Source organism: Leclercia adecarboxylata (genome assembly GCF_006171285.1).
Taxonomy (GTDB): domain Bacteria; phylum Pseudomonadota; class Gammaproteobacteria; order Enterobacterales; family Enterobacteriaceae; genus Enterobacter; species Enterobacter barmai.
Genome location: NZ_CP040889.1, coordinates 4,344,666 through 4,362,803 on the forward strand (window position 1 = coordinate 4,344,666; position 18,138 = coordinate 4,362,803).

Consider the following 18,138-nt stretch of genomic DNA (forward strand, 5'->3'; position numbering starts at 1 on the left):
GATTAAAATAGTCTCTTCGAAAATCACGGTGTAACGCGATGAAAATAGTTAACAAAAAACAGTTCCATAAGCTGCCCGCTAATACTGTTTACAGTAGATATAAGTCTTGTATGTTAGGTGACCTTGAGATCAAGGGTAATACGATTGGCAGATATGAATTTATGAACTGCAGGATTACAAATGCTGTAGATATGTCTGATCCAGAGTTAGATAAATTTGATATTCTCGTAGCAGCAGAGGATGACGGCGTGAGCTTCGGTATGGATTTCGCTAGAGAATATCCGGAACGACTATTCGAAGAGGATGAGTTGTTTGCAGTATGGGAAAAAGATGACGTTGTAAACTTGATAGCAAGATTAAGTAAATGCCTTTAACGAAGACCGCCTCCGGGCGGTTTTTTATTGCCATCACCATGGGCAGACCCATCGTAATGGCGTAGCGGGCGAATTGTAAAACTAAAGACCGCGATAAGCGATTTGAGCAATGTTTCTACCGACTTTGGACAAGGCCGTTTGATCAGCCCATCGATAAATTAGCCCCATGGAATTCAGCATGCTATGCGTCCCGTCCTTATCGGTATCCTCTAATAAGGCCGTAGGAATGTATTTCCCGCCATGAAGCCTTGGATAAAATTTACGCAAGGATTTCAATGCCGGAACTGAAGCATTTAGTATGATTAAAATCATGTCGTTAGCTTCTTCGTGGGTTAGTACGCCCATAGCCAAAGCATTCGTTACGTTGGATACCATGGTTGCTTTATAAGGCTTCTCTGAGTCTATTAGCACCTGAACTAACGTGTCTGTAAACTCCTCAGCGGCTTCTTGAGTAGCAAATTTGGTGCGTAACGCCTCAGGGTCTTTTATTAGCGAGGCCTCCCAAAACGCTTTCGTATTTCTGTACAGCTTTCTTTCTTGGTAGGTATTTTTTACATTCCATAATTTTAATGCCCAGCCAACGAAAGGTATTGATTCTGCAGCTTCAAGGCCTGCATCACAAGCGTCTGCTATGACGTCTTTGTTTTGCTTTAATGTGTCAATAAGCGAACTAAAACCCGTGTTTTTCTCCATAAACTCTCCAAAGTGAAAATATGGCACTCAACACAAAGGGTAATCCTCCCGAAAAAGCAGTGTGTTCATAAGTAGAATTTTCTCGTAATCTCAACTGAGGAGATCTCTATGAAAAAATCACGTTTCACCGACAGCCAAATCATGACCATTCTGAAACAGGCTGAAGCCGGAACACCGGTCCCTGAGCTGTGCCGGGAACATGGCTTCAGCAGCGCCAGCTTCTATAAATGGCGGTCAAAGTTTGGCGGGATGGATGCCTCTCTGATGGCGCGTCTCAAAGAACTGGAAGATGAAAATCGGCGTCTTAAGAAAATGTATGCCGAAGAGCGACTTAAAGCTGAAGTTATTCAGGAAGCTATGTCAAAAAAGTGGTGAGGCCATCTCAACGCCGACAGATGGCCAGACACGCCGTCAGCACGCAGCAAATCAGTATCCGCGGCCTGCCAGATTTTTCTGTCAGTGAAACGTGCTATCGATATCTGCCACGTCTTTCTGTAGAAAATCAGCGTATTGCTGGCTGGCTACTGCGCATTACAGGCAGCCAGCGGAACTGGGGTTTTGGTTTGTGCTTTTTGTACCTGCGTAATGTGAAAGGTTTTCGCTGGAACCATAAACGCGTTTATCGAATTTACTGCGAATTATCACTGAATATGCGGATCAAACCTAAAAAGAGGCTGAAGCGTGATAAGCCAGAGCCGCTTGCGGTGCCGGAATACAGCAACGAATGCTGGTCAATGGACTTCATGCATGATCAGCTTTCAGATGGCCGTTCAGTTCGGCTTTTGAACATTATTGATGACTTCAACCGGGAAGCCCTGGCAATAGAAGTGGACTTCTCGCTGCCGTCCAGTCGGGTAAAACGCACACTTGAGCAGATCATTGAATGGCGAGGTAAACCCGCCGCAATCAGATGTGACAACGGCCCGGAATACACGAGCCACGAATTAATAAACTGGGCGGAGGATAACGGAATAAAACTCAACTTTATTCAGCCGGGAAATCCGCAACAAAACGCTTATATTGAGCGCTATAACCGGACAGTGCGTTATGACTGGCTGGGGCAGTATTTATTTTGTTCGCTGGATGAATTACAACGCTACGCGACAGAATGGCAGTGGTTTTATAATCACGAAAGGCCGAATATGGCACTGGGTGGTTATACGCCAAGACAACATGAGCTGCGCACAGCCTAAGTTCTACTATTGACCTCTGCTAAAAATGGGGGGATTACCAAAGCAGGATATGTTTTGTCGCGAGTACCTCATCGATTTAAACGCCACGCAAGCGGCTATTCGGGCGGGGTACAGCGTTAAAACTGCTAACCGCATCGCCGCTCAGCTATTGTCAAAACTTGACATCCAAAACAGAATTGCCGAACTCAAGAGTAAGCGCAACGAGGATGTGGGCATTGATGCTGATTATGTGCTCCGGCGCTTGGTTGAAATCGACCAGATGGACGTTCTGGACATCCTAAAAGACGATGGAACATTAAAGCCCATATCACAGTGGCCTAAGGTGTGGCGCATTACCCTGCAGGGGATGGACATCTCAACGACCATTCAGGATTTTGACGAGAAGACCACGGAAACGATCCTCAAAAAGATTAAATGGCCTGACAAGGTTAAAAACCTCGAATTGCTCGGCAAGCATGTGCGCGTGCAGGCATTCAAAGAGCAGGTGGAGCAGAAGGTCACCGCAACCCACAGCATCATGCCGGTCCCGTCCTGCGATAACGTAGACGACTGGGAAGCGGCAGCACAGAAGCATCAGAGCGAGGTTCTTGGTGGATGAATTACAAAGCCGTCTGGAAACCCTTGCCGGGATCGCAATCGCTCTCCCTGAGCTGCCCATGTAACGAAATCCTCTACGAGGGAACGCGCGGCCCGGGTAAAACTGCCGCGCAGCTGGCGCGCTTTCGTCGCCTGGTCGGTCTGGGCTATGGCTCGTTCTGGCGTGGCGTCATTTTCGATACCGAGTATAAAAACCTCACCGACATCATCACCCAGTCAAAGCGTATGTATCGCCTGTTCAACGACGGTGCCCGATATCTGGCCTCAGCATCTGAGCTGCGCTGGGTGTGGCCGACTGGTGAGGAGCTGCTGTTCCGCTTCGGGAAAGAAGAGGGCGACTACTGGGATTACCACGGCCAGGAGTTCCCGTTTATCGGGTTTAACGAGCTGACCAAGCAGCAGTCGGGTGAGTTCTACGAGATGATGTTCTCCTGCCGGCGATCATCTTTTCGGCCCGAGAACTACCCGAGGGATGATGGCTCACTGCTGAAGCCGATTCCACTGGAGACATTCAGCACCACAAACCCGTTTGGCATCGGCCACACATGGGTTAAGAAGCGCTTCATTGAGCCTGCGCCGCGCGGCACCATCATTCGCGAAACGCAGAAGGTGTTTAACCCTCAGACCGAGCGAGAAGAGGACGTGACGCTGACGCGTGTCGCTATCCACGGCTCGTTCAAAGAGAACCCGTATCTTGATCCGCAGTACATCGCAACCCTGATGGCCATCAAAGACCCTAACCGGCGCAAAGCCTGGGTAGAGGGTTCGTGGGATGTCACCAGCGGTGGTCGCTTTGACCATCTGTGGAATGCCTCGCATCACGTGATTAAGCCGTTCCGCATTCCCGATAGCTGGACGGTTGACCGCTCTCATGACTGGGGAGAATCGAAGCCGTTCTCCAATCTCTGGTGGGCGCGGGCTGACGGCACCACCGCCGAGCTGCCTGATGGTCGCCAGTTCTGCCCGCCTGCCGGGTCGCTGATCCTCATTGGCGAGTGGTACGGCTGCCCGCCTGATGAGCTGAACAAAGGGCTGAATATGTCATCCACCAACGTTGCTAAGGGCGTGGCGTGGATTGATAAGCGTCTGGTGGGAGAGGAGCTTGCTGAGCCTGAGGAGATAAAACTCAACGGGGTGACGCAGGGGCAGCTGAACATCATGCCCGGTATCTGCAAGAAGGTTGTTCCCGGACCTGCTGACGGGGCTATCTACAACACCGGTGATGACGAATTATCTATTGCCCAGAAAATGGAATCCCAGGGCGTTAAATGGGTGCCATCCAACAAGAAGCCGGGATCGCGTGTGAACGGCGCGGCACTGTTTGCTGACATGCTGGAGGCCGTCATTGAGGGCAAGAAGCTGGAATCAGGTATGCCAGAGAAACCAGCATTCTACGTTTTTGACTGCTGCCGGGGCTGGATAAGCCGTGTGCCGGTGCTCGTTCGCGACAGTAAGAACCCTGACGATGTAGACACCCAGCAGGAAGATCACGACTGGGATGGCACGCGCTACGCCGTCCTGCATTCACCGCCGAAGAAAGTCGGCAAAGTCACCAGCCTGAGGCTCTAACTCCATGCCTGATATTTCAACACCCAATCTGGACTATGGGAACATGGTGCAGGCGTGGGACATTAACGACGCCCTGATGGGCGGCACGCTGTACATGCGCCAGCTTGGTGAGGCTTATCTGCCGCGCTGGCCGAAAGAGGACAAAGAAGATTACAAAAAGCGCCTGGCGGTGGCCACGCTACTTCCTGCCTACGAAGAGACGATCAACCAGAACGTCGGGCGCGTATTCGCTGAACCAATCCAGTTGGGCGAAAACGTGCCGGACCAGCTGCGTGAGTTCGCGAAAGACGTGGACCTTGAAGGCACCCGCCTCGATGTATGGGCGCAGGCATTCTTCAGCCTGGCGATGCAGTACGGTCTGTCCCATGCGCTGGTGGACTATCCGCGTGTGGACGCAGAGCAGGTCAGGACGAAAGCTGACGAAAAGGCGACCGGCGCGCGCCCGTACGTCACCATGCTGAATCCCCGCCAGGTGATCGGCTGGAAGTCGAAGATGACCGGCGGTAAGGTCGTGCTCACGTCGCTGCGCATCAAAGAGGTGGTGGTCGAGGATGGTGACGATTTCGGGCAGACAAAGGTCGAGCAGATTCGACTGCTGACGCCCGGGCATGTGCAGATTTACCGCAAGGCCACTGGTACTGATGGCCAGGTGGGCTGGGCGCTGCATGAAGAGTGGCAGACCTCCCGCCGGGACATCACCCTGGTCACGCTCTACACCAAACGCACCGGTTTTATGTGCGGCTCACCGCCGCTGCTCAACATGGCGCTGCTGAACGTCAAGCACTGGCAGAGCCAGAGCGAGCAGGACAACATCCTGCACGTCGCCCGGGTGCCCATCCTCACCGTGTTCGGGCTGGAGGAGGGGCAGGAACTGGTAATTGGTTCTTCATCTGCGGCAAGTTTCAATGATCGGCAGAAACAGGGCCTCGAGTACGTCGAGCACACCGGCTCCTCCATTGGCGCTGGCAAAGAGTCGCTGGCTGAGCTGGTGGAGCAGATGCGCCAGGCTGGCGCGAAGCTGCTGCGCACCGACAATACCTCGACCAAGTCCGTAGACCAGACCTCAGAAGAGAAGATGCAGGAGCAGTCCCCGCTCTACACCATGGCAACCAGCCTGGAAGACGCGATCGACAACATCCTGCAAATCATGGCCGAGTACATCGGGGAGAAAGACGGCGGCAGTGTCGATGTCCGCACTGAACTGGATGTCGAGTCGAAAGAGTTCAACCCTCCGGCGGCGCTGGCTATTCAGTCCCTGCGTCAGGGTGGTGATATCCGCCGCGTGGACGCAATCAAGTCATTGCAGAAGCTGAACATCATTGATGCTGATGCAGATCCCGATATGGTGCTGAGCGAACTGCTGGCTGAATCAGCCTCACTGACCGAACCGCCGCTTAGCGAGGTGTGATATGGCCCGCTCCGTCAATGATCGCCTTCAGGATGAGACGATAGCGCATGGCCTCTATGTTACCCGCTATGGTAATGGCGTCGCACGGCGCATGGTGGCGCTGCTGAGCAAGCTGGATGCTGACCTGGCGGCAAAACTGGTGGTGCTGCTGGATGGCAAGCGTGCCGACACCTACAGCGCCCGCCGCCTGGCTTCGCTGCTGGCTGGTGTGCGTGACCTCAACCAACAGGCATATGAACCGGTTAATGATACTCTGGCGCGGGAACTGACGCGCTACGTTGAATATGAGGCCGGGTATCAGCTGGACCTGTTCAGCAGCATCATCCCGAAGCAGATCCTTAAGCATGTGCCGTTGCAAAGCATCGCACCTGAGCAGGTCTACGCCGCAGCAGCAGCGCAGCCATTCCAGGGGAGATTGCTGAAGGAGTGGGGCCAGAAGCTTGAAGCCGACCGGCTGGACAAAATCACAAATGCTGTGCGCTCCGGTTTCCTCCAGGGCGAGACGGTAGAACAGATTGCCCGGCGCGCTGCTGGCACGCCAAAACTCAACCGTGAAGACGGGGTGATCAACGCATCCCGGCGCGACCTGGCGGTGGTGACCCGCACCGCGGTGAATCACATGGCCGCCACAGCGCGTCAGGAGTTCGCCCAGGCCAACAGCGATATCGTGAAGGCCAAACAGTGGTCCTCCACGCTCGATACGCATACTAGCCAGTGGTGCATAATCCGTGACCGCAAGCTCTACACGCTCGACGGCAAGCCGCTTGGGCATGCGATCCCTTATCTGCGCGGGCCCGGCAAAATCCACTTCTGCTGTCGCTCCGGTGAAATCCTGATTACCAAATCGTGGGAAGAGCTGCAGATAGCCTCAGGCGAACTGAGCAGCGCTACGCGTGCGTCGATGGACGGGCAGGTGCCAGCGCATACCAGCTATGCCGACTGGCTTACCCGGCAACCGTACGCGCGGCAGGAACAGGTGCTGGGCGTAACCCGGGCCATGATGCTACGTGACGGCAAAATCACGGTGCCGGAGATGTTTAACGATGCCGGGGAGTTCCTGACCCTGGACGAACTGCGCCGCGTGGATGTGCTGGTGTTAAAAGGATAATTTATGCGTAACGAAGATTTACACCACGTTGGAGACGGACGCGGTAAGCGACGGGTGTTCGTTAACGGCAACGAGGTCAAACGCTGCATATGGGCGGATGTTAAGCGAGGAATCGCATGCTTTTACCCATACCCAATTCGGATCCACAAGCGAAAGCGCGATGAAGTCTATACCCGCAAACTGCGCGGCGTAGTAACCGTCGAATTTATCTAACAGGCTGCCTCCGGGCGGCCTTTTTTATGCCTGCCGCTGAGCGGATGCGACGCGGTGACCGGGTCGGATGACCCACTACCAATGGCCGGAAGGCTGGAGCAAAACAATGAAACTCAAACTCGATGCTAACGGAAATGTGGTCGTTGAAAACGGTATGCCTGTGTACGTCCATGATGACGGCAAGGAGTTCCCGTTCGATGCAGCCGCAGCGATGACCAAAATCACCTCCCTGAACGGTGAAGCCAAAACTCACCGTGAGGCGAAGGAGGCGGCGGAAGCCAGTCTCGCGAAATTCGCTGGCATCTCCGACCCGACCAAGGCGCTTGAGGCCCTGGAAATGATGACCAAAATCGACCAGAAGAAGCTGATCGACGCTGGCGCCGTTGACCAGGTGAAGGCCGAGATCACCAAGGTTTACCAGCAGCAGCTGGACGAAGCGAACGGCAAGACCAAACAGCTCGAAACCCAGCTCTACGACGAGATGATCGGCGGCCGCTTCGGTGGTTCGAAATTTATCTCCGAGAAGATGGCGATCCCGGCTGAGTTCGTGCGTTCCCACTTCGGCCAGAACTTCAAAATCGAAGATGGCAAGGTCGTGGCCTACGACGGGCAGGGCAACAAGGTGTTCTCCCGCACCAAGCCCGGCGAACTGGCTGGCTTCGATGAAGCGCTGGAATCCCTGGTCGAGTTGCATCCGCAGAAAGACTACATCCTCAAAGCGTCCGGCAACAGCGGCGGTGGCTCTCACCAGTCGCAGCATCAGGCCGGGCAGAAAACCATGAAACGCGCTGCTTTCGACGCCTTACCGCCAGTTGAACAACAAACGGTAATTGGCGGCGGCACGAGCATCGTTGATTAACCGAAAGGAAATCTGAATGTCCAACACCCTCACTGGCCTCATCCCAACCATCTTCACCGCCCTGAATCGCGTATCCCGCGAGCAGGTGGGCTTTATCCCGGCGGTGGCCCGTAACGCCAAAGCCGATGCCGCGGCTAAAGACCAGACCGTGACCGCACCGGTCGCACCAAAAACCACCACCGTTGATATCACTCCGGCAGCAACCGCGCCAAACGACGGTGATCAGAACATTGGTACTGTGGACGTCAAAATCACCAAGTCCAAAATGGCCCCGGTCAAATGGAATGGTGAAGAGCAGCTTGCCATCGGGCCATCTGGTACCTATGACATTGTCCTGGCTGACCAGTTCTCTCAGGCGTTCCGCGCTCTGAGCAACGAAATGGACGCTGACCTGGCAGGGCTGGCTTACAAGTCTTCCCGGGCAGTTGGTGCGCCGAAAGACACCCCGTTCAGCATCAAAGACGACTTGTCTGATGCGGCGAACGCTCGCCAGGTGCTGACTGATAACGGCGCCCCAACCACTGACCTGCGCATGGTCCTGGGCGGCGAAGCGATGGCGTCCATCCGTGGTAAACAGTCCGTACTGTTCAAAGCGAACGAAGCCGGTACCGATCAGCTGCTGCGTGAAGGCATTATTGGTCGTGTGATGGGCTTTAACCTGCACGAATCCGCCAACATCAAGCGCACCGCGAAAAGCTCTGCTGCGGGCTATAAGGTCAACGGCGCGAAGAAAGAGGGCGACATCATTGTTGCTATCTCTGCTGGCACTGGCGGTATTGCTGCCGGAACCGCAGTGAAGTTCGATGGCGATGACAACCAGTACATGGTCGTAGCGGCAACCTCTTCCACTATCACCATCGGCGCGCCGGGCCTGCGTCAGGATCTTGCAGACCAGGCAACTGTCACTGTGCTGAGCGAGTTCGCGCCAAACGTTGCCTTTGACCGTAACGCATTCCTGCTGGCTTGCCGTACCCCGGCCATGCCTAAAGGCGGCGATACCGCTGACGACGTGATGAACGTAACCGATCCGGTCTCTGGTATCACCTTCCAGATCGCGCTGTATCGCCAGTACCGTCAGGTGCGTTACGAGGTTGGTGTGGCATGGGGTGTGGCATCTGTTCAGCCTGAACACTCCACCATCATCATGGGTTAACCCAGGGGGCTTCGGCCCCTTTCTTATTCAGGAGGCCCAATGGCCGGATTGACCAAAGAGCAGCGCGCACAGCGTGAGGCTGAAAAGCTTGCCGCGCAGAATGGCGCTGAACAAACTCCTGTCCAGCAGGACCAGCAGCAGGACCAGCAGCAGGACCAGCAGCAGGACCAGCAGCAGGACCAGCAGCAGGACCAGCAGCAGGACCAGCAGCAGGACCAGCAGCAGGACCAGCAGCAGGACCAGCAGCAGGACCAGCAGGGTGTTGAGCTTGTGGTGATGGTGCGCGATGAGCCTGAATTTCCCGGCGGCCCGCTGAGCGCTGAGGTTCACCCTGACGAAGTGGATAACTGGCTGGCGCTGGACTGGCGTCTGGAGGAATAACAATGCTGGTTGCCGATCCCCATTCGCCTGACTTCAACAGCTACGCCAGCGTTATTGACCTTCGCACGTTCGCGGCGGGGCGCGGATATGCCGTTCCCGCGGATGATGGCGAATGTGGCCAGATGCTGATGCAGGCGATGGACTATCTGGAAGGCAAGACATGGCGCGGCGCACGCTCCAGTGCATCACAGCCGCTATCGTGGCCGCGTGCGGGCGTGCACTTCGACGGCGTTGACCTGCCAGATGACACCATCCCACAGCGCCTGGTTGATGCGCAGTGCCGCCTGGCTCTCGAATCGCAGGAGATTGATCTCACGCCGTCGGTCGCTGGTGGTGGTGCGGTAACGATGGAACGCGTAGAGGGCGCAGTCACGGTCCAGTACGAACCGGGCACGAATAAGGCGGCACCGTCATTCCCCTGGCTCTACTCCTCGTTGCGTGGGCTGGTGGTGGGCGGCAATCAGATTCGCATCGAAAGGGGGTGATATGCCAATCGACTACCGCCGCATGCGAAACACCGCAACGCGACTGCTGACCGAGAACGGGAAGGCTTATCCGCTTACCCGCGGTGGCGGCACTACCCGCGATAAGTTCGGCAAAGAGGTAACCACCCCGGCTATCACTGCGACCGTCACTGGCGTTGTCACTGAATACTCCTCTCGTGAAATAGATGGCTCTCTGATTACTACTGGCGATAAAAAGCTGGCGGCCACAGCCGAAACGGAAGTGCGTATTGACGACCGCATCGAGATCGACGGCAAAGCATGGCGGGTGGTGCAGCCTAATCCGGTTAAGCCTGCCGAGTTACTCATCTCCTACAACATCCAGCTGAGGGCGTGACTATGGCCAGCTCTGTTAATCAGCCGTTCCTGGCTGCCATTCAGTTATTTATGGATAGTTCGAAGCAGGAGATGGATCAGGTGGTGCGCCGGACGGGCATTAAAATCCTCGCTCAACTGGTTGAAATGTCCCCGGTGGGCCAGCCTGATATCTGGCAGGTCAACCAGACCGCGACAGCGTACAATACTGCGGTGCGGGAGCATAACGCGGCCCTTCGCGATGACCCTGCCAACCTGACCAAATCGGGACGGCTTAAGCGTGGTCTGCGCGTAAATGACTCGATGGACATCAAAAAGCCTGAGGGTTATGTCGGCGGGCGCTTCAAAAACAACTGGTATGTGGGTTTCGACAGCCAGCCTACTCAGTCTAACGATACACCGGACGCTTCCGGCCAAGGTTCAAACTCCCGTGGCATGGCGGTGCTCGAGGTGTTCAGGGTGGGCCAGGTCAGCTCGATTTACTTCACCAACAACATGCCTTACGCCAGGGCTCTGGAAGAGGGTCACTCCACTCAGGCACCGGGCGGCATGGTGCGAGTAACTGCTCTGGACGCCGCGCAGCTGTTCCGTGAAGCAATGAGCGAGGTGCGTAATGGCCGGTGACCAGTCAATGCGGATCGCTGACCTGCTTGAGAGCCGGGTTGCGGTAATCTGCTCCTCCCTCGGACTGCCGGTGGCCTGGCCGAACATCGCGTTCAGTCCCCCGGATAATGTGCCATACGGGCGCGTTTATATCCTGCCTGCGCAGACCGTAGGGCAGGACATGGAAGGCCAGTTGCGTACGTACCAGGGCATTCTTCAGCTCAACATCATCGCGCCTGCCGGCAGCGGCGTGTCTCAGGCCAGGGGACTGGCAAAGTCTGTTGTTGATGCCTTCCCCGAAGGTCTGCCGATGGTGGATGGTGACCTGACCGTCTACATCAACGGTCCACCGCAGGTGCGTACGCCGATACAGGATCGTCCGACATCAGCACCAAACGGCAGTAGCGGCTCTATAACCTACACCACCCCCGTCAGCATGCAGTACCGCGCTGATTACTGACCCGCCGCCTGGCGGGTTTTTTATTACCTCAATTCAGGAGAATGCAATGGCATTCGCAATCCCTAACGGGTCACGTGTGAACGTGGCCAAGGCCTATCTTGCGCCGATTGTCTTCACTGCAGCCTCCAACGCGACGGAATGCGAACTGACCGTTGCCTCTGCTGCCGGGATTCTCGCGGGCGATGTTGTCCAAGTCAGTTCTGGCTGGCTCAAACTCGATAACATGGTGCTGCGCGTTAAATCGGTAACCAGTACCAAAATTGTGCTGGAAGCGTTCGATACCACCGATACCAAGAAATTCCCGGCGGGCACCGGCGCAGGCACACTGCGCAAAATCGACTCGTGGATCACCATGCCTCAGGTCATGACGCTCTCTACCGAAGGCGGCGACCAGCAGACCATCAGTGTCCAGTTCCTGGAAGATGATAAGGCCCGTACCATCCCTACGTTCAAAAACGCCGTGGTTCAGGTCTACACCTTCGCGCATGACCCGATGCTGGCGATCTACAAGCGTCTCATCGACCTGGACGACTCCAGCGACACCACGGCGGTATGGTTCCACAACCCGCGTGGCAAAGCGGATCGTTACTACTCCGCCAAAGTATCTTTCCAGCGCGTGCCGCGTACCGAAATCAACGCGGTGGAAAGCAACGACGCGCGCATGAACTTCGAATCGGATATGCAGATTTACCCGATCGCCGATGCCTCCGCTGTGCCGCTGGCGTTCCTGACCAACCTGCCAGCCACCAAAACCCTCGCAGTTGGCGCTGCATTGGATCTGGCTGTGGTTATGCAGGGCGGCTCCGCACCTTACACCTACGTGTGGAAGAAGGGCAGCACCGCCATCCCTGGCAAAACAGCTTCGACGTTCAACATCCCATCTATCGCATCCGGCGATGCGGGCTCTTACATCTGCGAAGTCACCGACGCTGCAGGCAAGACGCTCACTTCAGCTGCTTGCGCCGTCACCGTCAGCTAACCATTTATGCCCGGTTCGCCGGGCTATTCTGAGATGAATCAATGACTCAATTCTCCCTGATCCCGAACCCAACGTTTTCAGCTACTGCCAGCATCCCACAAGCCGGGAAAGAAGACGGCAAACTGACCTTCAGCTTCCGCCATAAAACGCTTGAAGAGCTGCGCGCTCTGGACGAGCAACTGCAAAAAAAAGCCGATGGCAAAAAAGCGCCTATCGCGCCACAGGCCGACTATCTGATGGAAATCGTCGACGGCTGGGCGCTGCCGGATGAGTTCACCCGCGATAACGTGATCGTCCTCCTGCAGAACTATCCGCGCGCGTTCGACAGCATCGGCCTGGCCTACACCAAAGAGCTGATGGGTATCCGCGAAAAAAACTGAGGCAGGTCGCCGCAGCGATGTATACACCGGGACCGACACTCGCGGAGTTAGCCGCTTTTGGTTTAACGCCTGAGGACGTGGAGGAAGAGGTGGGGATCCTGCCATCCATATGGGAGGCCTTTACCGTCTTCTCCACTCTGGCGACCCAATGGCGCGTCGGTGCGAGCGGTGCGACCGGTCTTGATTACAACGTTCTCCCTTGGGTGTTTGAATTGCACGGGGTTGAGGATGCGGCGGCCTGCATGGCTGATATTCGAATCATGGAAAGCGAGGCTCTCAAAGTGATGCATAAGGAGACGGCCTGATGAGTGACCAAATCGCCTCGATCACATTGCGTGCTGACGTATCCGATCTGAAAACAGCCAGCAATGAACTGGATAAACTCGGTGAAGCCGCGGCGGGAGCCGTAGGTAAAGCCGATGACCTTAACAGTGTATTCCGCGCTGGCGCTGAGTCTGCGAAACAGGGCAGCGAAGGTCTCAAAGAGCAGCAGACTGCGCTCAAAGGCCTGCTGGAGAATATCGATCCGGTAAACAAGGCGCTGAACCGCCTGGATGAACAGCAGGCTGCGCTGCGTAACTTCCAGACCAAAGGCTTCCTGGATACCGACGATTTTCAGCACTACAACAAAATCCTGGACGATACCCGACTTAAGCTGACGGATACCGGCGAAGCAGCTGCGCGTGCCCAGGCAGAACTCGCGGCCACTCACGCGGCAGAGAAGCAATCAGCCGCGCTGAAGAACCTGCTGGGTTCAATCGACCCGACGATCCGCGCATTCAACTCGCTGGACGAGCAGCATGCGCAGCTGGTGGCACACTTCGAAGCAGGGCGCATTAACGGCACCCAGTTCGAGCATTTCAACACCATCCTTAACCAGACGCGTGAGCGGCTCTCTGGAGTGGCAGACGTGCTGCCTGATGCACTTTCCCGGCAAGAGTTAGCTGCACGCCGCGCCGGTATCTCCGTGGGCCAGTACAGCGCGGCCATGCGCACGCTGCCAGCACAGTTCACCGATATTGCTACCCAGCTGGCTGGTGGGCAGTCTCCGTTCCTGATCCTGCTCCAGCAGGGCGGGCAGATTAAAGACCAGTTTGGCTCAGTGCAGGGGGCGCTGTCCGGCGTAGGTGAATACATCCGCAGCATGGTCGGGATGATTAACCCAACCACGATTGCCTTGGGTGGTCTGGTTGGCACCATTGGCCTGCTGGCTGCAGCCGCGTACAGTTCGTCTGAACAGTTCGATCAGGTGGCGCGCTCTGTCATCATGATGGGCGGCGCTGGCTTCGCCTCAATGCAGCAGCTCAACCAGGCCGCTGAAGAGGTGGCGGGCAAGACGAACACCTCGGTCAGCTCGACGGTCGATACCCTGGTTGCGCTGAATGACACTGGCAAATATACCGCCAGCCAGATGAAGCAGATCGCCACGTCCATCACCCTGATGGGCAAGGCAGGCAACGATACCAAAACGGCGATGGTCGACTTTGGCAAGATTGTCAGCGACCCGGTGAAAGGGCTGGCCAGCCTAAATGAGCAATATGGCTTTGTCGACGAAGCCATGATGAAGCACATTATCCAGCTGCGTAAGCAGAAAGGGGAGCAGGCGGCAGTTACCGAAGCCATTGATCTGTTTGCTGGCGTAATGGCAAAACGAGCAGAAGAGACCACCAGGGCGACCGACAATATCGGGCAGTCCTGGCAATGGCTGAAGAAAACATCATCTGACACCTTTGATGATATTGGGGTTACCGTCCGCGCCTGGGGAAATCAGGTACTGGATATTTTTGATTTGGTTAAGGCGTCGATAAAGGATCGCTTTCTCAATATCACCTCATTGGATGCCAAATTTACCGGGACCTTAGCTGGCTGGGCTGAAAAAATACCTGGTGGCGGTGCAATAACTGAGTTCCTCGGCATGGATGTCGAGGCTATGAAAAAGGCCGGAACTGAAGCTGACAAAGAGATCGCGGCGAACAAAAAACGCTACGAAGAACTCTGGAAGCGGGTTACTGCACCCAACGCCCAGGCAAGTTATGAAGCCGAAGCGCGAGGTGTAAACGTTAAAGGAGAGGGTGGATCGAGCCGAGCATCGAGGGATGCGGTATCGAAACTTGCCGAGGACTCTTCCAAAAAGACCCGAGAAGCAAAGGCCACGCTGGATGCGGGCGATCGCACCCTGGAGAACTACCGCGCCCAAGCCAGAACCCTAACGGAAACTCTCGAAACCCTTCGGCAGACCGGCGAGACCCACGCCAAAAACACAGAGTTCAGTAAACAGCAATCCCACTTTGCTGAACTGGATGAGGCCTCCAAAACTCGCGCCCTGACTGCTCAGGAGAAATCTCTACTGTCGAGCCGCGAGGCCATTCTGAATGCCGCCAAGGTGGTGGATCAGAAAAACAAGGAAGTGGAGACCCAGCAGAAGATTAACGGGCTGGCTCAGCAGGCGAACAAGTACGTCACACAGATGGCTGAAAAGACCGATGCATTGCGTGATAGTGCCGGGTTAAGTAGTCGTCAAACGCAGCGTCTGATGGAGGAAGCGCAGCTCCGACAGGGGTGGCTGAATGGTGGCGGCAAGCTTGAAGATGCTGGGTATGAAAAAGAACTGGCAGCGCTTCGGAAGTATTACGCGGAAGAAGATAAACTTCGCGGTGATTGGAAAGCTGGTGCTGTAAGCGGCTGGAATGAATATCTGGACGCTGCCACGAATACCTATGATGCCGTGAAAAACGTTGCCAGTTCCACGCTAACAGGTCTAAGCGACATGCTGACTGAGCTTATGACAACAGGCACAGCGTCGATTAAAGAGTTCGGCAAGTCGATGCTCAAGATGATCCTGGATGTGACGAACCGCCTCATGGTTGCCTACGCAGTGCAGGCTGCAATGGGATGGATTAGTGGTGGGTCTGGTGGTGGCGCTACGCCTGGCGGCGCTTATGCCAATGCGGCCGCGGGCGTTACATTCAACGCTAAAGGCGGTGTTTACGAGTCCCCAGGCCTCAGCAAATATGTGAATGGCGTCTATGATTCCCCTCAGCACTTCACCTTTCAGGGGGCATCGAAATTTGCGAAAGGTGGGGTCTTCGCTGAAGCAGGCGCTGAGGCGATCATGCCGCTTACTCGGGACTCTGCGGGGCGATTGGGGGTCAGGGCGCAAGGTGGAGGTGGTGCGCTACCGCAGGTCAATATTGATATCTACGTCGATAACAAGGGCAACACATCATCAAACACGTCTGGAGATGGTAGTGCTGCAGCGCGGGCTTTAGGAAAGGAAATTGAAGTCAAGGTGACGGAAATTCTGATGAGAGCGGCTCGGAGCGATGGTCTCCTTGGTAGGCAGTTCCAGACAAAGTAAGCCCTGCCTTAGGTTCTGACATGTGAATATCACCTATACCTAGTTACAGCAACTCATCCCTTGGTTATCATGAGTTAAACCATGCTATTCAAGGGGATGATAGTGAAAAAAATGTTGTTAATTTGTTCTGTGGCTTTATTGCTATCTGGGTGCGATAAACCAAAAATTGACGCTTCAACGGATGAAACAATGAAGTCGTCTCTTCAGAAGGTTAAGGATTCTCTTCCTGAAGATAAACAACAAGAATTTAGTGAGGCAACGTCAACCATATTAATGAATAGCGTCGATATGAAAGCTATGATGGCTGGCGCTTTGTCAGGAAATGGCGATGCAATCGCCATGCAGCAAGCTCAGAAAGCAAAGGATGCACTGAACGGAAAGACAGGGGAAGAAATAATAAACGAAGCTAAAGCTATTCAGGCGGAGCGGGCTCAAAAAGAACAGAAGCAAGCTTTACAAGAAATCGCAGATCTTCAAGACAAGAGAGTGAAATCTCAGCAGGCTAAGGAAGAGCTTAAGAAGTTTGTTGTTAACAAATCTCGGTTTTATTTTCAAAAGCAAGAATATGGAAGACCTCGCCCGGTTATTGAATTAAGTGTTGAAAATAAAACCAACACCCCGATATCTAGAGCATATTTTAAGGGTACGATTGCATCACCCGGACGAGCCATCCCATGGTTGGTAGATACATTTAATTATCCGATCCCTGGAGGGCTCGAACCAGGTGAGAAAGCGGATTGGCCCCTGCTTCCAAACATGTTTTCAGATTGGGGAAAAGTCGAAGCCCCTGACGATGCCGTATTTACTGTAGAGGTCGTGAGGCTTGATGGTCCGGATGGCAATACCTTGTTTGATGCGGAAGGATTCGGCGAAAATGATCAAAAGCGACTCGACATGCTCATGAGCAAGTATTCAGCTAAATAATGGCTCTTCAATTAACCGCCAAGCCCCAAATGGGGCTTGTGCTTGGAGCCCACTCAGGTGGGCTTACATATTTTGGCAACCATGCCCCGTTACACATGATTGCCTGATCGTAGTAACACGTTCCGCTGCTTTTCTGTCCATGTAATCCTGCGCCATGCCAGCGCAGATGATAACAACCAGAACTAATAGCCAAATCCGCTTCATTCATTCCTCTAGGGTAAGATTATGCAATGGTGCAGTGCCGCTCTTTGGCGGATACCTGTTATTTCATAAGCACGTGTAAACCAGCAGTCGTAACTGTTTGAACGAGTGTTTTTAGAGCTTCTGTTGATAGAGCGCCTAAAGCTGATTTTGCTTTTTCCTTATCAGCATCGTTTAGATTAGATATGGCGATAAGGTCTTCCAGCACTATGACAGCGTCACGGTGGAACCTGATAGTATGCACGTTAAGTATGGCGCCCAAACCGCCATCATCTCTAATGAAATCAATGCCTTTACTGGTAATTTTCAAGCTTTCTAGTTGAACTGAAATTTTACCTGACAGCTCTTTTAGAAAAAGACATTCAAGTAGTTCGTGTTCATACAGATAAAAGAGATTCGCTACCAGATTATCTACGTTTCCAAAGGACCGCATATAATAAGGCTTACGCTCTTGCGTGATTCCATAAGGTGCTCGGTTATACAGTTCCTGTAATAGTTCGTGCTGAGCAGCTCGATTGTATTTATCCATTGATGATTCCTGGTAATGATGTCTGGAGTAATTATTACAAGGCCATTATTTGAAGATGTAAACTTTCTTTAAAGATTAACAGCTGCGTTCTGTAACGATACCTTATTTATTGTACGGATGTAGTCTGAAATTATTTTTATCTATCGAACCCAGCTCCGGCTGGTTTTTTTATGGAGCAAATATGGCAGTTGAAACCTACAACTGGCGCTCGCAGCTTGGCGCTGGTCCTGTCGAATACAGCCAGGCGCTGCGTGCGGCCCAGTTTGGCGATGGTTACGAGCAGGTGGCGGCGTTGTTGCTCAAATCAGGGAACTATCCCGCAGTTTGGTGATCTGATC

21 protein-coding genes are annotated in these 18,138 nt (G+C 54.3%); 19 read left to right on the forward strand and 2 right to left on the reverse strand.

The window, feature by feature from the left end; all coding sequences use genetic code 11:
• The first annotated feature begins 38 nt into the window (after positions 1-38).
• Entirely contained in the window at positions 39-374 is a 336-nt protein-coding gene (locus FHN83_RS22625) for a hypothetical protein (RefSeq protein ID WP_139565000.1), read from the forward strand.
• A gap of 81 nt (positions 375-455) precedes the next feature.
• Here the strand turns inward: FHN83_RS22625 and FHN83_RS22630 are convergent, their stop codons facing one another.
• Entirely contained in the window at positions 456-1,067 is a 612-nt protein-coding gene (locus FHN83_RS22630) for a hypothetical protein (RefSeq protein ID WP_139565001.1), read from the reverse strand.
• A 108-nt stretch (positions 1,068-1,175) separates the two neighbouring features.
• Between FHN83_RS22630 and FHN83_RS22635 the strand changes: the two genes are divergently transcribed.
• The 17 genes from FHN83_RS22635 (at position 1,176) to FHN83_RS22720 (ending at position 17,070) form a co-directional block, all read left to right on the forward strand.
• Positions 1,176-2,260, forward strand: a protein-coding gene (locus FHN83_RS22635) for an IS3 family transposase (protein ID WP_139565002.1) whose coding sequence is annotated in 2 segments (ribosomal slippage) — positions 1,176-1,428 and positions 1,428-2,260 — 1,086 coding nt in all. Because the reading frame shifts where the segments join, the coding sequence is not laid out codon by codon here.
• Positions 2,261-2,285: 25 nt separating this feature from the next.
• Positions 2,286-2,858 carry a terminase small subunit gene (locus FHN83_RS22640; RefSeq protein ID WP_139565003.1) on the forward strand — a complete coding sequence of 191 codons (573 nt, stop codon included), beginning with the start codon at positions 2,286-2,288 and terminating at the stop codon, positions 2,856-2,858.
• Entirely contained in the window at positions 2,855-4,426 is a 1,572-nt protein-coding gene (locus FHN83_RS22645; protein ID WP_139565004.1) for a terminase, read from the forward strand. The genes FHN83_RS22640 and FHN83_RS22645 overlap by 4 nt, the downstream gene beginning before the upstream one ends.
• A gap of 4 nt (positions 4,427-4,430) precedes the next feature.
• On the forward strand, positions 4,431-5,834 hold the full coding sequence (locus FHN83_RS22650) for a DUF4055 domain-containing protein (protein WP_139565005.1): 1,404 nt from the start codon (positions 4,431-4,433) through the stop codon (positions 5,832-5,834).
• Between the two features lies 1 nt (position 5,835).
• Entirely contained in the window at positions 5,836-6,942 is a 1,107-nt protein-coding gene (locus FHN83_RS22655) for a phage minor head protein (RefSeq protein ID WP_139565006.1), read from the forward strand.
• Positions 6,943-7,261: 319 nt separating this feature from the next.
• The gene (locus FHN83_RS22665) at positions 7,262-8,014 is read left to right on the forward strand and encodes a DUF6651 domain-containing protein (RefSeq protein ID WP_139565007.1); all 753 of its coding nucleotides are present in this window, start codon (positions 7,262-7,264) and stop codon (positions 8,012-8,014) included.
• Positions 8,015-8,030: 16 nt separating this feature from the next.
• Entirely contained in the window at positions 8,031-9,167 is a 1,137-nt protein-coding gene (locus tag FHN83_RS22670) for a P22 phage major capsid protein family protein (protein WP_032617994.1), read from the forward strand.
• A 39-nt stretch (positions 9,168-9,206) separates the two neighbouring features.
• Positions 9,207-9,548, forward strand: a complete 342-nt coding sequence (locus FHN83_RS28315; protein ID WP_176556518.1) for a hypothetical protein — start codon at positions 9,207-9,209, stop codon at positions 9,546-9,548.
• Between the two features lie 2 nt (positions 9,549-9,550).
• Positions 9,551-10,033 (forward strand): DnaT-like ssDNA-binding protein, encoded by a 483-nt coding sequence (locus FHN83_RS22680; protein ID WP_139565008.1) that lies wholly within the window; start codon positions 9,551-9,553, stop codon positions 10,031-10,033.
• Position 10,034: 1 nt separating this feature from the next.
• Positions 10,035-10,388, forward strand: coding sequence for a hypothetical protein (locus tag FHN83_RS22685; RefSeq protein WP_139565009.1), 354 nt, complete (start codon positions 10,035-10,037; stop codon positions 10,386-10,388).
• A 2-nt stretch (positions 10,389-10,390) separates the two neighbouring features.
• Positions 10,391-10,990, forward strand: a complete 600-nt coding sequence (locus tag FHN83_RS22690; RefSeq protein WP_139565010.1) for a hypothetical protein — start codon at positions 10,391-10,393, stop codon at positions 10,988-10,990.
• 7 nt (positions 10,991-10,997) lie between these two features.
• Positions 10,998-11,429 (forward strand): phage tail terminator-like protein, encoded by a 432-nt coding sequence (locus tag FHN83_RS22695; RefSeq protein WP_255296460.1) that lies wholly within the window; start codon positions 10,998-11,000, stop codon positions 11,427-11,429.
• Positions 11,430-11,475: 46 nt separating this feature from the next.
• Positions 11,476-12,408 carry a phage tail tube protein gene (locus tag FHN83_RS22700; RefSeq protein WP_103792442.1) on the forward strand — a complete coding sequence of 311 codons (933 nt, stop codon included), beginning with the start codon at positions 11,476-11,478 and terminating at the stop codon, positions 12,406-12,408.
• Between the two features lie 41 nt (positions 12,409-12,449).
• Positions 12,450-12,788 carry a phage tail assembly chaperone gene (locus FHN83_RS22705; RefSeq protein ID WP_103792441.1) on the forward strand — a complete coding sequence of 113 codons (339 nt, stop codon included), beginning with the start codon at positions 12,450-12,452 and terminating at the stop codon, positions 12,786-12,788.
• 17 nt (positions 12,789-12,805) lie between these two features.
• Complete coding sequence (locus FHN83_RS22710) at positions 12,806-13,093, forward strand: DUF1799 domain-containing protein (RefSeq protein ID WP_103792440.1); 288 nt, start codon at positions 12,806-12,808, stop codon at positions 13,091-13,093.
• Positions 13,093-16,146, forward strand: coding sequence for a phage tail tape measure protein (locus FHN83_RS22715; protein ID WP_139565012.1), 3,054 nt, complete (start codon positions 13,093-13,095; stop codon positions 16,144-16,146). The genes FHN83_RS22710 and FHN83_RS22715 overlap by 1 nt, the downstream gene beginning before the upstream one ends.
• 96 nt (positions 16,147-16,242) lie before the next feature.
• Complete coding sequence (locus FHN83_RS22720) at positions 16,243-17,070, forward strand: DUF6694 family lipoprotein (RefSeq protein WP_139565013.1); 828 nt, start codon at positions 16,243-16,245, stop codon at positions 17,068-17,070.
• Positions 17,071-17,332: 262 nt separating this feature from the next.
• Here FHN83_RS22720 and FHN83_RS22725 read toward each other — a convergent pair whose 3' ends face one another.
• Positions 17,333-17,800, reverse strand: coding sequence for a hypothetical protein (locus FHN83_RS22725; protein ID WP_255296461.1), 468 nt, complete (start codon positions 17,798-17,800; stop codon positions 17,333-17,335).
• Positions 17,801-17,981: 181 nt separating this feature from the next.
• Here FHN83_RS22725 and FHN83_RS28320 point away from each other — a divergent pair, with 181 nt between their 5' ends.
• Positions 17,982-18,131, forward strand: coding sequence for a hypothetical protein (locus FHN83_RS28320; protein ID WP_255296462.1), 150 nt, complete (start codon positions 17,982-17,984; stop codon positions 18,129-18,131).
• Positions 18,132-18,138 lie beyond the last annotated feature (7 nt).

Excerpts from the sequence above, each read along its gene's own strand:
- FHN83_RS22625 (WP_139565000.1), top strand. The coding sequence starts at position 39 with ATGAAAATAGTTAACAAAAAACAGTTCCATAAGCTGCCCGCTAATACT.
- FHN83_RS22630 (WP_139565001.1), bottom strand. The coding sequence starts at position 1,067 with ATGGAGAAAAACACGGGTTTTAGTTCGCTTATTGACACATTAAAGCAA.
- FHN83_RS22640 (WP_139565003.1), top strand. The coding sequence starts at position 2,286 with ATGGGGGGATTACCAAAGCAGGATATGTTTTGTCGCGAGTACCTCATC.
- FHN83_RS22645 (WP_139565004.1), top strand. The coding sequence starts at position 2,855 with ATGAATTACAAAGCCGTCTGGAAACCCTTGCCGGGATCGCAATCGCTC.
- FHN83_RS22650 (WP_139565005.1), top strand. The coding sequence starts at position 4,431 with ATGCCTGATATTTCAACACCCAATCTGGACTATGGGAACATGGTGCAG.
- FHN83_RS22655 (WP_139565006.1), top strand. The coding sequence starts at position 5,836 with ATGGCCCGCTCCGTCAATGATCGCCTTCAGGATGAGACGATAGCGCAT.
- FHN83_RS22665 (WP_139565007.1), top strand. The coding sequence starts at position 7,262 with ATGAAACTCAAACTCGATGCTAACGGAAATGTGGTCGTTGAAAACGGT.
- FHN83_RS22670 (WP_032617994.1), top strand. The coding sequence starts at position 8,031 with ATGTCCAACACCCTCACTGGCCTCATCCCAACCATCTTCACCGCCCTG.
- FHN83_RS28315 (WP_176556518.1), top strand. The coding sequence starts at position 9,207 with ATGGCCGGATTGACCAAAGAGCAGCGCGCACAGCGTGAGGCTGAAAAG.
- FHN83_RS22680 (WP_139565008.1), top strand. The coding sequence starts at position 9,551 with ATGCTGGTTGCCGATCCCCATTCGCCTGACTTCAACAGCTACGCCAGC.
- FHN83_RS22685 (WP_139565009.1), top strand. The coding sequence starts at position 10,035 with ATGCCAATCGACTACCGCCGCATGCGAAACACCGCAACGCGACTGCTG.
- FHN83_RS22690 (WP_139565010.1), top strand. The coding sequence starts at position 10,391 with ATGGCCAGCTCTGTTAATCAGCCGTTCCTGGCTGCCATTCAGTTATTT.
- FHN83_RS22695 (WP_255296460.1), top strand. The coding sequence starts at position 10,998 with ATGCGGATCGCTGACCTGCTTGAGAGCCGGGTTGCGGTAATCTGCTCC.
- FHN83_RS22700 (WP_103792442.1), top strand. The coding sequence starts at position 11,476 with ATGGCATTCGCAATCCCTAACGGGTCACGTGTGAACGTGGCCAAGGCC.
- FHN83_RS22705 (WP_103792441.1), top strand. The coding sequence starts at position 12,450 with ATGACTCAATTCTCCCTGATCCCGAACCCAACGTTTTCAGCTACTGCC.
- FHN83_RS22710 (WP_103792440.1), top strand. The coding sequence starts at position 12,806 with ATGTATACACCGGGACCGACACTCGCGGAGTTAGCCGCTTTTGGTTTA.
- FHN83_RS22715 (WP_139565012.1), top strand. The coding sequence starts at position 13,093 with ATGAGTGACCAAATCGCCTCGATCACATTGCGTGCTGACGTATCCGAT.
- FHN83_RS22720 (WP_139565013.1), top strand. The coding sequence starts at position 16,243 with ATGATAGTGAAAAAAATGTTGTTAATTTGTTCTGTGGCTTTATTGCTA.
- FHN83_RS22725 (WP_255296461.1), bottom strand. The coding sequence starts at position 17,800 with ATGGATAAATACAATCGAGCTGCTCAGCACGAACTATTACAGGAACTG.
- FHN83_RS28320 (WP_255296462.1), top strand. The coding sequence starts at position 17,982 with ATGGCAGTTGAAACCTACAACTGGCGCTCGCAGCTTGGCGCTGGTCCT.